Annotated in this window: 10 protein-coding genes and 1 pseudogene; 6 read left to right on the plus strand and 5 right to left on the minus strand. The window is 71.3% G+C overall.

The window, feature by feature from the left end; translation table 11 throughout:
* Window positions 1–87 precede the first annotated feature (87 nt).
* Window positions 88–636, minus strand: a complete 549-nt coding sequence (locus tag WHN02_RS07510) for a GNAT family N-acetyltransferase (protein WP_434743859.1) — start codon at window positions 634–636, stop codon at window positions 88–90.
* Window positions 634–2,685: pseudogene (locus WHN02_RS07515) on the minus strand (penicillin acylase family protein); the annotation flags it as partial. The gene WHN02_RS07510 and the pseudogene WHN02_RS07515, both read right to left, overlap by 3 nt.
* A gap of 193 nt (window positions 2,686–2,878) precedes the next feature.
* Here WHN02_RS07515 and WHN02_RS07520 point away from each other — a divergent pair.
* The 4 genes from WHN02_RS07520 to WHN02_RS07535 are packed head-to-tail and all read left to right on the plus strand — an operon-like array spanning window position 2,879 to window position 8,142.
* Window positions 2,879–4,444, plus strand: a complete 1,566-nt coding sequence (locus WHN02_RS07520) for a pyridoxal phosphate-dependent decarboxylase family protein (protein ID WP_434742675.1) — start codon at window positions 2,879–2,881, stop codon at window positions 4,442–4,444.
* 31 nt (window positions 4,445–4,475) lie between these two features.
* Window positions 4,476–5,768, plus strand: coding sequence for a lysine N(6)-hydroxylase/L-ornithine N(5)-oxygenase family protein (locus WHN02_RS07525; protein ID WP_434742676.1), 1,293 nt, complete (start codon window positions 4,476–4,478; stop codon window positions 5,766–5,768).
* Complete coding sequence (locus WHN02_RS07530) at window positions 5,765–6,349, plus strand: GNAT family N-acetyltransferase (RefSeq protein WP_434742677.1); 585 nt, start codon at window positions 5,765–5,767, stop codon at window positions 6,347–6,349. The genes WHN02_RS07525 and WHN02_RS07530 overlap by 4 nt, the downstream gene beginning before the upstream one ends.
* Window positions 6,346–8,142, plus strand: coding sequence for an IucA/IucC family protein (locus WHN02_RS07535; RefSeq protein ID WP_434742678.1), 1,797 nt, complete (start codon window positions 6,346–6,348; stop codon window positions 8,140–8,142). The genes WHN02_RS07530 and WHN02_RS07535 overlap by 4 nt, the downstream gene beginning before the upstream one ends.
* 39 nt (window positions 8,143–8,181) lie before the next feature.
* Here WHN02_RS07535 and WHN02_RS07540 read toward each other — a convergent pair whose 3' ends face one another.
* On the minus strand, window positions 8,182–8,601 hold the full coding sequence (locus WHN02_RS07540) for an ATP-binding protein (RefSeq protein ID WP_434742679.1): 420 nt from the start codon (window positions 8,599–8,601) through the stop codon (window positions 8,182–8,184).
* Window positions 8,602–8,721: 120 nt separating this feature from the next.
* Window positions 8,722–9,621: an SDR family oxidoreductase gene (locus WHN02_RS07545; RefSeq protein WP_434742680.1), complete on the minus strand. Its 900-nt coding sequence runs from the start codon at window positions 9,619–9,621 to the stop codon at window positions 8,722–8,724.
* Between the two features lie 237 nt (window positions 9,622–9,858).
* Between WHN02_RS07545 and WHN02_RS07550 the strand changes: the two genes are divergently transcribed.
* A complete protein-coding gene (locus WHN02_RS07550) occupies window positions 9,859–11,400 on the plus strand; it encodes a glycosyltransferase family 2 protein (RefSeq protein ID WP_434742681.1) in 1,542 nt (513 codons plus the stop codon).
* Window positions 11,401–11,471: 71 nt separating this feature from the next.
* Here the strand turns inward: WHN02_RS07550 and WHN02_RS07555 are convergent, their stop codons facing one another.
* Window positions 11,472–13,451, minus strand: coding sequence for an amino acid transporter (locus WHN02_RS07555; protein ID WP_434742682.1), 1,980 nt, complete (start codon window positions 13,449–13,451; stop codon window positions 11,472–11,474).
* 176 nt (window positions 13,452–13,627) lie between these two features.
* Between WHN02_RS07555 and WHN02_RS07560 the strand changes: the two genes are divergently transcribed.
* Entirely contained in the window at window positions 13,628–14,731 is a 1,104-nt protein-coding gene (locus tag WHN02_RS07560) for a magnesium and cobalt transport protein CorA (RefSeq protein WP_434742683.1), read from the plus strand.
* Window positions 14,732–14,938 lie beyond the last annotated feature (207 nt).

A 14,938-nucleotide genomic window follows, 5' to 3' on the forward strand; every position in this document is an offset into this window, starting at 1 on the left:
GTGGAAAGGTCACGGCCCCCTCGGTGCGGTGGGCACCGAGGGGGCCGTGGAGAACAGCCGGTGGACAGGTCGAGGGTCCGGCCGACCTCAGCCGGGGAGGGTGGTGGGATCGAGGAAGACCAGCTGGGCGCGCTTGTCCGGTAGGTCGATCTGCGGGCCGAGGACGAACCCGGCACCGACGAACCGGGCGACGGCCTTGGCGTTGCGGGCGTCCGGCTCGGCCACGATCCGGGTCCGGCCGGGGGTGGCCAGGACGAAGTCGAGGAAGGCCCGCAGCAGGGTGCCGGTGAATCCGGGCTCCACCCCGTCGGTGGACGGCGGGCCGACCAGCAGGTGGATGCCGAAGTCGCCGGGCTGCACGTCGTACGCCTCGCCGACCGGGTCGTGCTCCGGCTCGTACGTCTGGAACAACGCCACCGGCACCCCGTCCCGGTGCAGCAGGTACGCGTGGTGGGTGTCCAGCGAGTCCAGGAAGGCGTAGATCTCGCCGACCCGTTCCCGGTCCAGGTCCCGCATCCCCCAGAACCGGGCCCGCTCCTGGCCGACCCAGGAGTGGATCACGTCCAGGTCGGCGACCGGTTCGACCGGTCGGATCGTCACCCGCCCGAAGCCGGGCACGTCCGTGCAGAGGTGCAGCCGGGCCCAGTCGGTGACCACCGGGACCAGGTCACCGGCCACCCAGCGGGGCAGTTGGTCGCGGTGGTGCGGGTCGCCGGGGACGCCGGACGCGCCGAACGGCACCACCCACCCGCCGGCCCCCCTGTCGCCGAGGTCCCAGACGTACCGGGCCACCGGTACCCGCAGGGCGTAGTCGGTCACCCCGGGGACGCTGGAGGTGGCGAGGACGCAGTCGTGGTCACCGGAGATCCCCGGGAACCGCTCGGCCGCGACTGTCACCGGCACCCGCCACGGGTTCACCAGGTGCACGTCCCCCCACGTCACGGTCGGGTCCAGGTCGGCGGCGGCGTCGGTCAACCCGGCTCGCAGGGCGCCGTCGCGGTCCAGGTCGGGGAGGCGGTCGTCGGCCAGGAGGGGGGCCAGCGCGTACCCGACCCGGGAGGTCAGCGACAGCCAGGGCCGGAAGATCTCCGGGTACGGCAGCGGCCCGGCCAGCCCGGCGAACGCGGGTCGGGCGGCGAGTCGGCGTACCACGGCGTGTCGGACGGCGGCGTACGCGGCGGCGTCGGCACTGTCGGCGTCCATCCGGCGGTCCCAGCGCAGGAGCCGGTCCCGCAGGGCGGTGGCGGCCGGGTCGAGCCCGTCGAGGGCGGCGAGCCGGGCGAGCACCGGCTCCGCCGAGGCGAGGTACGTGTCGGTGTGGACCTCCGGCATCCGGTCGGCGGTCCACCCGGTGCCCGCGTCGAGCAGGTGCCTGATCCGGTCGGCCCGGTACGGCGGGGCGAACTCCACGCCGTACCCGGTGGCGATCCCGCTCTGGTTGGCCATCACCGCGACCCCGTCGACCTCGGCGTGCGCCATCGTGGTGTGCCAGCCCTGCCAGGCGTGTCCGGCGTCCCAGGCCGGGACGACCCGTCGCAGGTTGTCAGGGTGACGGACCGGGACCGCCCCGGCGACCCGGTGCAGCAGCCCCCCGTCGGTGTCGGCGGCGAGGACCACGTTCACCGGTTCGGCCCAGCCGTCGAGGGCCCGGTCGACGTCGCCGACGGTCCGGGCCCGCAGCAGGGCGGGGAGGGCGTCGAAGCCCAGGTCGCCCCGGACCCGGGGTGGGTAGCGGAGGCTGACGGCGTTCGACCCGTGCCGGTCGTCGACGACGCCCTCCGGCCCGCCGACGACGACCGGGCCGCGTGCCGTCTCGACGACCTCGACCCGGACCGGGTCCGCGTCGGCCACCTCGACCGTCTCGACGTGGACGTGCGCGTCGGCCCAGCCGTCCGGGCCGAGGGCCTGGACGGCGTCGCCGTCGCGCCGCAGACGTTCGGCGTACAGGTCCTGGTAGTCGGCCATCGCGTTGGTGATCGCCCAGGCCACCGATCCGGCGTGCCCGAAGTGGGCGATCCCGGGGACGCCGGGCACGGCGAACCCGAGGACGTCGTACTCCGGGCAGGCGAGCCGGACCTGCTGGTAGACGTTGGGGTCCTCGCTGAGCCGGTGCGGGTCACCGGCGATCAACGCCGCGCCCGTGGCGGTCCGCCCGGCGGCGACCAGCCAGCCGTTGCTTCCGGCGCTCACCGGCCCGTCGGCGGCGAAGAGGTCGAGTGCCCCGTCGCCGAGGTGTCGGGCCACCTCCTCGCGCCACAGCTTGCTGGGGAACCCGGCGAAGAGGATGTGGTGCGACAGCCAGAGCGTCAGGGGGGTCCACGGCTCCCACCGCCCGGGGACGACACCGGTCGCGGCGAACTCGGGAGCCCGCGCGGCACCCTCGGCGAGCCCCGCGTTCACCCCGTCCACGTAGGCCCCCACCCAGGCGGCGGTGGCCGGGTCGAGGCCTGCGTGACACCGGCGGGCGGTGTCGACGAGGCGGGCCTGTCTGGCGAATGTGTCCCATTGCACGGCCTCGGTGCCGAGGAACGCTGCGCTACTGCCCTGGGCTCGGTGTCGCTCCACTTCGAGCTGCCAGGCGCGGTCCAGCGCAGTGGCCCTTCCCTGGGCGTACGCGAGCGAGAGGTGGTCGTCGGCGCGGAGGTGGGGGACGCCCCAGGGGTCCCGGAACACCCGCTCGTTGATGACAGACAGTGTGGGCTCCGGTGTGTTCGAGTGGCGAGAAGTATTGACAGGTGATTAGGTTAGGTTAACCTAAGTCGCCATCGCAGGTCGTCCCCGGTCGATCGCGAGGTGTCGCCCGGAGCAGGGCCCGGTCGATGCGTCCGGGGACGGCGCCGGGCACCGTTTGTCCACTGTAGATCGTGGAGGACCTGCCATGAGCCAGCCCGGTGAGCCCGTCGAGAACGCACCGATCCATCCGGCCAGCGGCCGCGAGCACCTCTTCAACGACGGGACGGTGGAGGAGTACCGGCGGGTCCTGGCAGCCGGAGTCGACAGGGTCGCCACACGCATAGCCGGCACCGACAGACCCTTCACCGGGATCACCCCGGCGCAGCTGGCCCCGCAGATCGCCGCCGTGGACCTGGACGCACCCCTCGGCGAGACGACAGCCGCCCTCGACGAACTCGACGAGCTCTACCTGCGCGACGCCGTCTACTTCCACCACCCCCGCTACCTGGCCCACCTCAACTGCCCGGTGGTGCTCCCGGCCCTGCTCGGCGAGGCCATCCTCAGCGCCGTCAACTCCTCCCTGGACACCTGGGACCAGAGCGCCGGCGGGACCCTCATCGAACGTCGCCTGATCGACTGGACGGCCGGTCGGATCGGGTTCGGCCCCACCGCCGACGGCGTCTTCACCAGCGGCGGCACCCAGTCGAACCTCCAGGCCCTGCTGATCGCCCGGGAGGAGGCCTGCGCCCGGGCCGCAGCCGACCGCCCCGGCCCGGCCACCCGAGCCGACCTCCTGCCCCGGCTGCGGATCCTGGCCTCCGCCGCCGGGCACTTCAGCGTCCAGAAGGCGGCCACCCTGCTCGGCCTCGCCCCGGACGCGGTGGTCACCGTCGGCACCGACGCCACCCGCCGGATGGACCCGGTCTCGCTGCGCCGGGAACTCGACCGGTGCCACCAGCAGGGCCTGGTGGTGATGGCGGTGGTGGCGACCGCCGGTACCACCGACTTCGGCTCGATCGACCCCCTTCCGGCGATCGCCGACGCCTGCGCCGCCGACGGCGTACGGCTGCACGTCGACGCCGCGTACGGCTGCGGGTTGCTGGTCTCCCGGACCCGGCGGGACCTGCTCGACGGCATCGAACGGGCCGACTCGGTGACCGTCGACTACCACAAGTCCTTCTTCCAGCCGGTCTCCTCCAGCGCCCTGCTGGTCCGCGACCGGGCCGCCCTGCGGCACGCCACCTACCACGCCGACTACCTCAACCCGGCGTGGACGGTGCAGGAGTGCATCCCCAACCAGGTCGACAAGAGCCTCCAGACCACCCGACGGTTCGACGCGCTCAAACTCTGGCTCACCCTCCGGGTCATGGGTGCCGACGCCCTCGGCGACCTCTTCGACGAGGTGCTGGACCGGGCCGCCGAGGCGTGGCGGATGCTCGACGCCGACCCGCGCTTCGAGGTGGTGACCCGCTCCCAGCTCAGCACCGTGGTCTTCCGGTGGCTGCCCGACACCGGCGAGGGGGGACCGGTCGACGACGCCGACCACGACCTCGCCGACGCCGCCAACAGGTACGCCCGGGAGGCCCTCGCCGCCTCCGGCGCGGGAATGGTCGCCGGGACCGTCGTCGACGGTCGGCAGTACCTCAAGTTCACGGTGCTCAACCCGGAGACCACCGGGGCGGACGTCGCGTACGTGCTGGACCTGCTCGCCGGGCACGCCCGCCGGTACGCCCGACAGCAGCGCGCCGCCACCCTCACCTGCCACGTCTGAGATGACCCGCCCCTCGCGTCTGGAGCACCCCATGTCCACCCACGACTTCGTCGCCATCGGGCTCGGCCCGTACAACCTGGGCCTGGCCTGCCTCACCGAACCCCTCGACGACCTCGACGGGGTGTTCCTGGAGGCCCGGCCGGACTTCGACTGGCACCCCGGGATGCTGCTGGCCGGAACCCGCCTCCAGACCCCCTTCCTGGCCGACCTGGTCACCCTCGCCGACCCCACCTCGCCCTACTCGTTCCTGGCCTACCTGAAGGAACAGGGGCGGCTGTACCCGTACTACATCCGGGAGAGCTTCTTCCCGCTGCGCACCGAGTACAACGACTACTGCCGGTGGGCGGCCGGGAAGCTCCCGCACCTGCGCTTCGGCCACCAGGTCACCGACGTGCGGTACGACGACGCCGACGAGACCTACACGGTGACCGCCACCGTGGCGGCGACCGGTGGACAGGCCACCTTCACCGCCCGGCACCTGGTCCTCGGCACCGGCACCCCGCCGTACCTGCCGCCGGCCTGCCGGGACCTCGACGGGGACGTGGTGCACAGCTCGGCGTACCTGTCCCACCGGGAGGCGCTGCGGGCCAGGCGCAGCGTGACAGTGGTCGGGAGCGGGCAGAGCGCGGCGGAGATCTACCACGACCTGCTCACCGACCAGGACACCCACGGCTACCAGCTGACCTGGGTGACCCGGTCGCCCCGGTTCTTCCCGCTGGAGTACACCAAGCTGACCCTGGAGATGACCTCGCCGGACTACGTGGACTACTTCCACGGTCTGCCCGAGCCCACCCGGTACCGGCTGGAGAGCGAACAGAAGAACCTGTTCAAGGGGATCAACTCGGACCTGATCAACGACATCTACGACCTGCTCTACGCCCGGAGCATCGCCGGACCCGTCGACACCCGACTGCTCACCAACACCGAGGTCACCAGCGCCGTCCACGGCGACGGCCGGTACACCCTGGGCCTGCGCCAGGTGGAACAGGGCCGGGACTTCACACTGGACACCGAGGGGCTGGTCCTGGCCACCGGCTACCACTACCAGGTCCCCGAGTTCCTGGCCGGGATCACCGACCGGCTCCGGTTCGACTCGCACGGCCGCTTCGACGTGGCCCGCAACTACAGCGTCGACCAGACCGGCCGGGGCGTCTTCCTGCAGAACAGCGGCACCCACACGCACAGCGTCACCTCACCCGACCTGGGGATGGGGCCGTACCGGAACTCGTCGATCATCCGGGACCTGCTCGGGCGGGAGCACTACCCGATCGAGAAGAGCATCGCCTTCCAGGAGTTCGGCGCCCCCTCCGGGGAGGCGTCGTGACCGCCGGGGAGACGGTGTTCCGGCACACCGACCCCCGGCTCGGTGAGTTCGCACTGCGTACCCTCGACCCGGTGGGGGACGCCGCGCTGCTGCACCGGTGGGTGACCCACCCGAAGGCCGCGTACTGGCTGATGCAGGAGGCCGACCTCGACGCCGTCGTCACCGAGTACCAGCGGATCGCCGACCACCCGCACCACGAGGCGTACCTCGGGCTGTGGCGGGGGCGACCGACCTTCCTCGCCGAGCGGTACGACCCGGCGCACGTGGAGCTGGTCGGCCGCTACGACAGGCAGGAGGGGGACGTGGGGATGCACTTCCTCTGCGCCCCGACCGACCAGCCGGTCCCCGGGTTCACCCGGGCGGTGATCACCACGGTGATGACCTGGCTCTTCGCCGACCCCTCGGTGCGCCGGGTGGTCGTCGAGCCGGACGTCGACAACAGGGCGGTCCAGGCCCTCAACGCCGCCGTCGGGTTCACAGTCGTCGGAACCGTCACCCTGCCCACCAAGGAAGCCCTGCTCAGTACCGCCACCCGGGCGGCCTTCACGGCCGCCGTCGGGCAGAAGGGAGTGCCGGCGTGAATCCGGTCGAGGCCGTCGCCCACCTGACCCCCGAACTCTGGGCCACCGCGAACCGACACCTGGTCCGCAAGGCGCTCGCCGAGTTCGCCCACGAACGCCTGATCGTCCCCACCCCGGTCGCCACCGCCGACCCCGGCCCCCGGTGGTACGAGGTGCGCAGCGACGACGCCACCGTCACCTACCGGTTCACCGCCCGGCTGCTCGCCCTGGAGCACTGGCAGATCGACCTGGCGAGCCTCACCCGGCACCGCGACGGCGTCGAACTGCCGGTGGACGCCGTCGAGTTCTGCACCGAGCTGCGCGGCGCGCTCGGCCTCACCGACGAGATCCTCCCGGTCTACCTGGAGGAGATCAGCGCCACCCTGGCCGGCGGGGCGTTCAAGCTGCACAAACCAGCGGTGGACGCGGCGGCCCTGGCGCGGGCCGACTTCCAGAGCATCGAGTCGGGGATGACCGAGGGGCACCCCTGCTTCGTGGCGAACAACGGCCGACTCGGGTACGGCAGCCACGACCAGCACCGGTACGCGCCGGAGGCCGCCCAGCCGGTACGCCTGATCTGGCTGGCCGCCCACCGCGACCACTCGGTCTTCACCTGCTCGACCGAGCTGGACCACTCCACCTTCCTGCGGCAGGAACTCGGCGAGGAGACCCTGAAGCACTTCGCCGGGACCCTGGCCGACCTCGGCCTGGACCTCGACGACCACCACCTCATCCCGGTGCACCCCTGGCAGTGGTTCCACAAGCTGTCGGTGACCTTCGCCGGTGAGGTGGCCCGACGGCACCTGGTCTGTCTCGGCGAGGGACCCGACGAGTACCTGCCGCAGCAGTCGGTGCGGACCTTCTTCAACGCCACCAACCCGCACCGGGACTACGTCAAGACGGCCCTGTCGGTGCTGAACATGGGGTTCATGCGAGGGCTCTCGGCGGCGTACATGGAGGCCACCCCGGCCATCAACGACTGGCTCGCCGACCTGATCGCCGCCGACGAGGTGTTCCGGTCCACCGGGTTGACCATCCTGCGGGAACGGGCCGCCGTCGGCTACCGCAACAGGCAGTACGAGGCGGCCACCGACAGGTACTCCCCGTACCGGAAGATGCTGGCCGCGCTCTGGCGGGAGAGCCCGGTGCCCGGACTGGAGCCGGGGCAGCGGCTGGCCACGATGGCCTCCCTGCTGCACACCGACCGGGCGGGCGGGTCCCTGACGGCGGCGCTGATCGAGGAGTCCGGGCTGCCGGCGGCCGACTGGCTGCGGCGCTACCTGGACGCGTACCTGACTCCGCTCCTGCACGCCTTCTACGCCCACGACCTGGCCTTCATGCCGCACGGCGAGAACGTCATCCTGGTGCTCGACGGCGGGGTGGTGCAGCGGGTGATCTTCAAGGACATCGCCGAGGAGATCGTCGTCTTCGACCCCGACGTCGAGCTGCCGCCCCTGGTCGGCCGGATCCAGGTCCGGGTCCCGGAGGAGGAGCGGCTGCTGTCGATCTTCACCGACGTCTTCGACTGCTTCCTGCGGCACCTCAACGCGGTCCTCGCCGAGGCCGGTGTCCTCGCCGAGGACGAGTTCTGGCGGACCGTCGCCGAGTGCGCCGCCGCCTACCGCGACCGGGTGCCCCACCTGGCCGACCGGCTCGCCCGCTACGACCTGTTCACCGAGGAGTTCGCGCTCTCCTGCCTCAACCGGCTCCAGCTGCGCAACAACCGGCAGATGGTGGACCTGGCCGACCCGTCGGCCGCCCTGCAACTGATCGGTTCCCTCGCCAACCCCATCGCACCGCACCGCCCCCGGTGACCGGTGGGGCCGCACCCTGACCGGGTGCGGCCCCACCGGTCAGGGGCTCGGTCTGCCGGCGCGGCGCGGGAACGTCGCCCAGATGTGCTTGGTGGTCGCTGTGGCGTACCAGCCCACGTCGAGGGAGAGCCGACGGGCCAGGAGCAGACCCCGTCCGCCGGATTCGGCGGGGCGGGTGTCGGCCAACTCCGGGACCGTGCCCAGGTCGTGGTCGGCAACGTCCAGCAGCAGACACTCGTCGGCGCTGAACAGCGTGACGATCGTCGGCGGCAGCCCGTGCCGCAGGGCGTTGGTGGCGAGTTCGGTCGCCACCAACGCCATCTGCTCGGGGACGTCGTCCAGTTTCTCCCCGTCGAGCAGCTGGTTGCCGGTCAGCGTGCGATGCAGGGAGGCGCGTAGTTCACGAAGCTCCGCCCCGGTCGTCAGTCGCCACTGCTGCACCTCGACGGCCTTCACCATCGGTGCGGAAAAGTGGAGCGTGCCCATGTCGATCAATTACCCTGACCAGCCGGAATCCATGCCTGTCGGCCGAAGGTCGGTCAGGAATGCGACACCCCGCGACCGCCGCGTCGGGGTCGGTCAGGGGAGCGGCTTGCCGCCTGTGACACCGAGCACCTCACCGGTGATGTAACTGGACTCCTGCGAGGCGAAGAAGACGTACGCCGGGGCCAGTTCCGCCGGTTGACCGGCCCGGCCCAGCGGGGTGTCGCCGCCGAACGACTCGACCTTCTCCTCGGGCATGGTGGCCGGGATCAACGGGGTCCAGATCGGGCCCGGTGCCACGCAGTTGACCCGGATCCCCCGGTCCGCCAGGTTCTCCGCCAGCGCCTTCGTGAAGTTGACGATCCCCGCCTTGGTGGTGGCGTAGTCCAACAGCTGGAACGAGGGCTGGTACGCCTGGATCGAGGCGGTGTTGATGACCACCGACCCCTCGCCCATGTGCGGTACGGCCGCCTTGGTCAGCCAGAACATCGCGTACAGGTTGGTCTTGAGCACCCTGTCGAACTGCTCGGTGTCGATGTCGAGGATGCCGCCCTCCTGGGCCATCTGGTACGCGGCGTTGTTGACCAGGATGTCCACGCCGCCGAGTTCGGCGACCGCCCGCTCGACCACGTCCTGGCAGTGCCCCTCGTCGCGGATGTCACCGACCACCGGCACCGCCGTCCGCCCGGCCTCGGTGATCAGCCGTGCCGTCTCCCGGGCGTCCTCCTCCTCTTCGGGTAGATGGGTGAAGAGGACGTCGGCGCCCTCCCTGGCGTACGCGATGGCGACCGCCCGGCCGATCCCCGAGTCCCCGCCGGTGAGTACGGCCCGCTTCCCGGTGAGCCGACCGCTGCCCCGATAGCTCCGTTCCCCGTGGTCGGGGGTGTCGGGCATCTTGCCCGTCTGGCCCGGCGGCGACTGCTGCCCGCCGGTCTGCTCGTCCGGGGAGCGGAACTGGTCCTTGGGGTCCTGCTGCTGAAACTGGTTGTGAGCCATTTCATCCCTCCCATGAAAGGTGCCCGTCCGTGCTGGGGAAACTTCCCCGTCGGCACTGGATCAATCAGGTTGGGAGGAAGGTTCCGTCCGGCATCGCCACGGCGAGTCGCCACTCCCGGCGACGGATGAGAGGCGGATTCCGCGTCAAAACGGGAATAGTCTGAGTGCGACACCGCAACCGTTCGCCTTCGACGATCGTCTTCCTGGGTGAGGACGACCACTGCTCAGGAAGAGAGCATGACCATCACAGCCAACGAGCCCAAGGTGAGTGTCGTGGTGCCGGCCTACAACCCCGGGCCGTACATCGAGAAATTGATCATCTCGCTACAGCGTCAGTCTATGCCTCGGGACCAGTTCGAGGTCCTGTTCGTCGACGACGGGTCCACCGACGAGACCCCGGCCCGCCTCGACGAACTGGTCGCCACCGAACCGAACATGCGGGTCCTGCACATCGAGAACTCGGGCTGGCCGTCGCGCCCCCGCAACCTCGGCGTCGACCAGGCCCGGGGCGAGTACGTCTTCTTCGCCGACGACGACGACTGGTTCGGCGACGAGGCCCTGGAACGCCTGCACGCCTGCGCCCACGAGTACGACGCCGACATGGTCATCGGCAAGATGGTCGGCCACGGGCGCGGGGTGCCCCGGGAGCTGTTCCGCAGGAACCGGTTCGACGCGACCCTGGAGAACGCCCCGCTGATCGACAGCATGACCTGTCACAAGCTGTTCCGACGGTCGATGCTGCTGGACAACGAGATCCGTTTCCCGGAGGGGCGACGCCGCCTCGAAGACCACGTCATGGTGGTCAGGTCGTACTTCGTCGCCCGCCGGATCTGCGTACTCGCCGACTACGCCTGCTACCACCACTTCCGGCGGCCCGACGCGGGGAACGTCACCGCCACCCGGCTCGATCCGGAGGGCTACTACACCAATCTGCGTGAGGCCCTCGACGTCGTCGACGGGTACACCCGCCCCGGACCGCTGCGCGACAGACTGCACCGCCGGTGGCTGCGCAACGAAATGGTCAACAGGCTCGCCGGGAAGGCGCTGCTGGAGGCCCCCGAGGACTGGACGGAGAAGGTCGCCCACCAGGTCCGGAACATCATCCGGGACCGTTTCTCGCCCGGCGTCGCCGCCGGGCTGCCACCCCGACAGCGGGTGGTGGCGTACCTCGCCGAGCAGGGCCGCCTCGGCGACCTGCGCTCCCTCGCCGAGTGGGAGACCGGCATCCGCGCCACCGCCACCCTGGACCGACGCGACCTTGACGGGACGGTCCTCACCGTCGAGGTCTCCGGCGGGTTGGTCTCCGGTGAACAGCCCGTCACCTTCGTCCACGACGAGGGGCGGGACCTGCTGACCCTCCCGGTGCCCGAGGTCGACGCGGACCGGGCCGACGCCACCGCCCAGGTGGCCGCGGCGAAGATGGATCTCGTCGCCCTCCGCAAGGAGACCAGCGAGGAGGTCTTCCTGCCCGTCGAGTCACGCACCGAGCGGATCCCCGCGCCGGGCGGTCCACCCGGCGCGTTCCACCTCGTCCACCGCAGCACCACCCGGATCGACTTCGCCACCCTCAACGGTGGGCGGACCGAGGGGACCTGGGTGCTCAAGGCCCGGATCCACAACTGTGGGTGGACCCTGGACACCCGGCTGCCGAAGCCGGTGAAGGTGCCGGCCGACGGGGTCGCCCCGACGCCCCCCACGCCGCCCGAGCCCCCCAGGGTCCCGTTGCAGGCCCGGATCGGACGCCGGATCCGCCGACTCCTCGGGGTCGGCACCGGCTGACCCGGCCCGCCCCGGTCGGCGGCGGGCGCGGACCCGGGGCGGCCGACGGGCACGTGGCCGACGCGATCCGGTCAGCCGGCGTGGACGTGGGGGCGGCGGGACCGGTCCGGCTCCTGGCGACGCAGGATCTCCCGGGTCACGTACGCCACCTCGCCCCGGCCGACGACCAGGTAGCGCAGCAGGTTCGCCAGCGGTCCCTGCTCGGTCCAGGAGAAGTAGACGTGGGGACGGCGGCCGGTGCGGTCCCGCACGTGCAGCAGGAGCGCCGCCAACGCACTCGGCACCGAGGTGCTCTCCACCGCCAGCACCCGGTACCCGCCCTCACCCGTCCCGGCCCCGACCGTCCTGCCCCGGACCGGAAGGCTGGTCTCGAAGTCCGACGGGTCGGTGACCCGTACCTCGACGAAGATCAGGTCGGCGTCGCCGGGGATCTCGTGGTCCGCCCGGGTCTCGGCCACCTTCTCCCGGTACGCCTCGGGCCGCTGGTCGGCCACCGGATGCGCGACGAGTCGGATCCGCCCCCGACGGGCGGCCTCGTCGATGATCCACCGCGCCTGCGGGTCCAGGTCGACGGTGTCCACCCGCAGCTCGTAGGCGCGGGACAACCGGGACAGCAGGGAGACCAGCAGCATCCCGGTGACGAAACACGCGGCGATCTTCACACCGTCCGGGCGCTGCACCACGTTCGCCCCGGTCGTGTAGACGAAGACCACGGTGATCAGGGCGAAGGCGAACCGGCGGCCGGTCTGCCGACGTCGGTGCGCCGACAGGGTCACCGCCGTCGCCGCCGACGTGATCAGGACCAGCACCCCTGTCGCGTACGCCCCACCCTGGGCGTCGACGTCGGCGCCGAAGGCGATCGTGATCAGGAAGGCCACCGCTGTGAAGACCAGGACCAGGGGCCGGACCGCCCGGGACCAGGTGGGCGCCATCCCGTACCGGGGCAGGTAACGGGGGACGAGGTTCAGCAACCCGGCCATCGCCGACGCCCCGGCGAACCACAGGATGGCGATGGTGGAGACGTCGTAGACGGTCCCGAACACCTGCCCCAGGTTCTCGTGCGCCAGGTAGGCCAGGGCCCGCCCGTTGGCCGCCCCACCCGGCCGGAACTCCTCCGCCGGGATCAGGAAGGTGGTGACGACGCTGCTGGTCACCAGGAAGACGCTCATCACGACGGCGGCGGTGGTCAGCAGTCGACGGGCCGCCCGGATCCGTCCCACCGGACGGGCCTCCGGCTCGCCCGGCGTACCCCGGATGTGGGGCATGACCGCCACCCCCGTCTCGAAGCCCGACAACCCCAGCGCCAGCTTCGGGAAGACCAGGAGCGCCACCGCGACCATCGACACCGGATCGCCGTGCTGCCGGGTCAACGCGGCCGACCAGTCGGCGAACACACCGGGATGGGTGGCCACCCGCCACAGCGCGTCGCCGATCACCACGACGTTCACCGTCAGGTACACCCCGACCAGGACCACGGCGACGCCGATCGCCTCACTGAAACCCATGAGGAAGACCGCCCCCAGCAGCGCCACCAGCACCAGGGTCACCACCACCTCGTGGCCCTTCAACGCTGTCGGCCAGAACGGGTTCTCGTCCAGGTGGGCGGTGGCGTCCGCCGCCGACAGGGTGATGGTGATGATGAAGTCGGTGGCCGCGAACCCGAGCAGGACCAGCACGAACAGCTTGCCCTGCCAGTACGGGAGCAACCGGACCAGCATGGCGATCGACCCCTCGCCGTGCGGGCTCTCCACCGCCACCCGCCGGTACACCGGTAACGCCCCGAGCAGGGTCACCAGGACCAACACCAGGGTGGCCACCGGGGAGAGCGCCCCGGCGGCCAGCGCCGCGATCCCCGGCTGGTATCCCAGCGTGGAGAAGTAGTCCACCCCGGTCAGACACATCACCCGCCACCAGGAGTGACGGCGGGTCTGCGGCGTGGCCGCCAACGGGCCGGGATGGCGCGCGGGACCCACATCCGGTGGGGTGAGCAACCAGGCGCGCAGCGACCGGAGCCGACGGGGAGCCGTCGGGATCCGCGAACCCGCACCCATCCGCTGCCCCCGTCATGCCCGGCCCGGTCACCGTGAGTATGCGCCGGATGTCGCCAACCGATCCGCCGATGCGGGGAGAATCAGCAGGTGGGTGGGGGTGCCGAGCCGGTGGTGGCCATCTCGTTCGCGGGCGGTTCGCGGGCGGTCCGCCGGCGGTTCGCGGGAGGGAGACGGTGATGACCGAGCCGTCGACCGGTGGATTCGGGCGCTGGCTCGACGAACACGGAACCCACCCGCTCTACGCCGACCCACCCGAGCCCGGCGGACTCGTCGACAGCGCCGTCTACACCGCCGGTCGGCGGCAGGCCTCCCCGGCCAGCCTCGCCGAGACGTACCGGTGTCTTCAGGAGCGGGACGGCTCGATGGCCTGGATCGGGCTCTACCGGCCGGACGAGGTGCAGGTCGCCTCGCTGGCCCGGGAGTTCCAGCTGCACGAGCTGGCCGCCGAGGACGCCGTCAACGCCCACCAACGGCCCAAACTCGAACGGTACGGGGACACCCGGTTCGTGGTCCTGCTGGCCGCCCGGTACGTCGACAGACGGGAGGTGGTCGAGTTCAGCGAACTGCACCTCTTCCTCGGCCCCCGGTTCGTCATCACCATGCGGCACGGTGAGGCCCCCGACCTGGTGGCGGTACGACGCCGACTGGAGTCCGAACCGCAGATGCTGGCCCGGGGTCCGGCGGCGGTGCTCTACGCGGTGCTCGACCAGGTGGTCGACGGGTACGCCCCGGTGGTCGCCGGGCTGGAGAACGACATCGACGAGATCGAGACCGAGGTGTTCGGCGGCGACCCCAACGCCAGCCGCCGCATCTACCAGCTGACCCGGGAGGTCATCGAGTTCCAGCGGGCCGCCCGCCCCCTCCTCGGGATGCTGGACGGGCTGGTCACCGGGGGTGCGCCGGACGGCGCCGACGAGGAGGTACGGCAGCGGCTGCGGGACGTCTTCGACCACCTGACCCAGGTGGTGGAGCGGGTCGACGGGTTCCGGCACCTGTTGCAGAACATCCTGACGGTGAACTCGACACTGGTGTCCCAGCAGCAGAACGAGGAGATGCGCAGCCTCACCGCGGCGAGCTACGAACAGAACGAGGAGATCAAGAAGATCTCCGCCTGGGCGGCGATCCTGTTCGCCCCCACCCTGATCGGCACGGTGTACGGGATGAACTTCGACCTCATGCCCGAACTGCACTGGCCACTGGGCTACCCGTTGGCGCTGCTGCTGATGGCACTGGTCTGCGGCAGCCTCTATCTGATCTTCAAACGACGGGGGTGGTTGTGACGGGCAGGTGAATTCCGCTACGGCGGTGGACGAGTCGACGCGAAGGCGGGTTAAGCTTTCGCGCGGCGCACTCGCCATCGGTGCGGGTCGGTGTGCGTACGACGACGCGAGGGGAGGTGGTCACGCCATGAGTAGCGAACCTCCGAGTACCAGCTCGACGACCACCGCCGCCCTTGCGAGCACCCCCGACTGACCTGCCGTCGGCCC

Source organism: Micromonospora sp. SH-82 (assembly GCF_051132485.1).
GTDB lineage: Bacteria > Actinomycetota > Actinomycetes > Mycobacteriales > Micromonosporaceae > Micromonospora.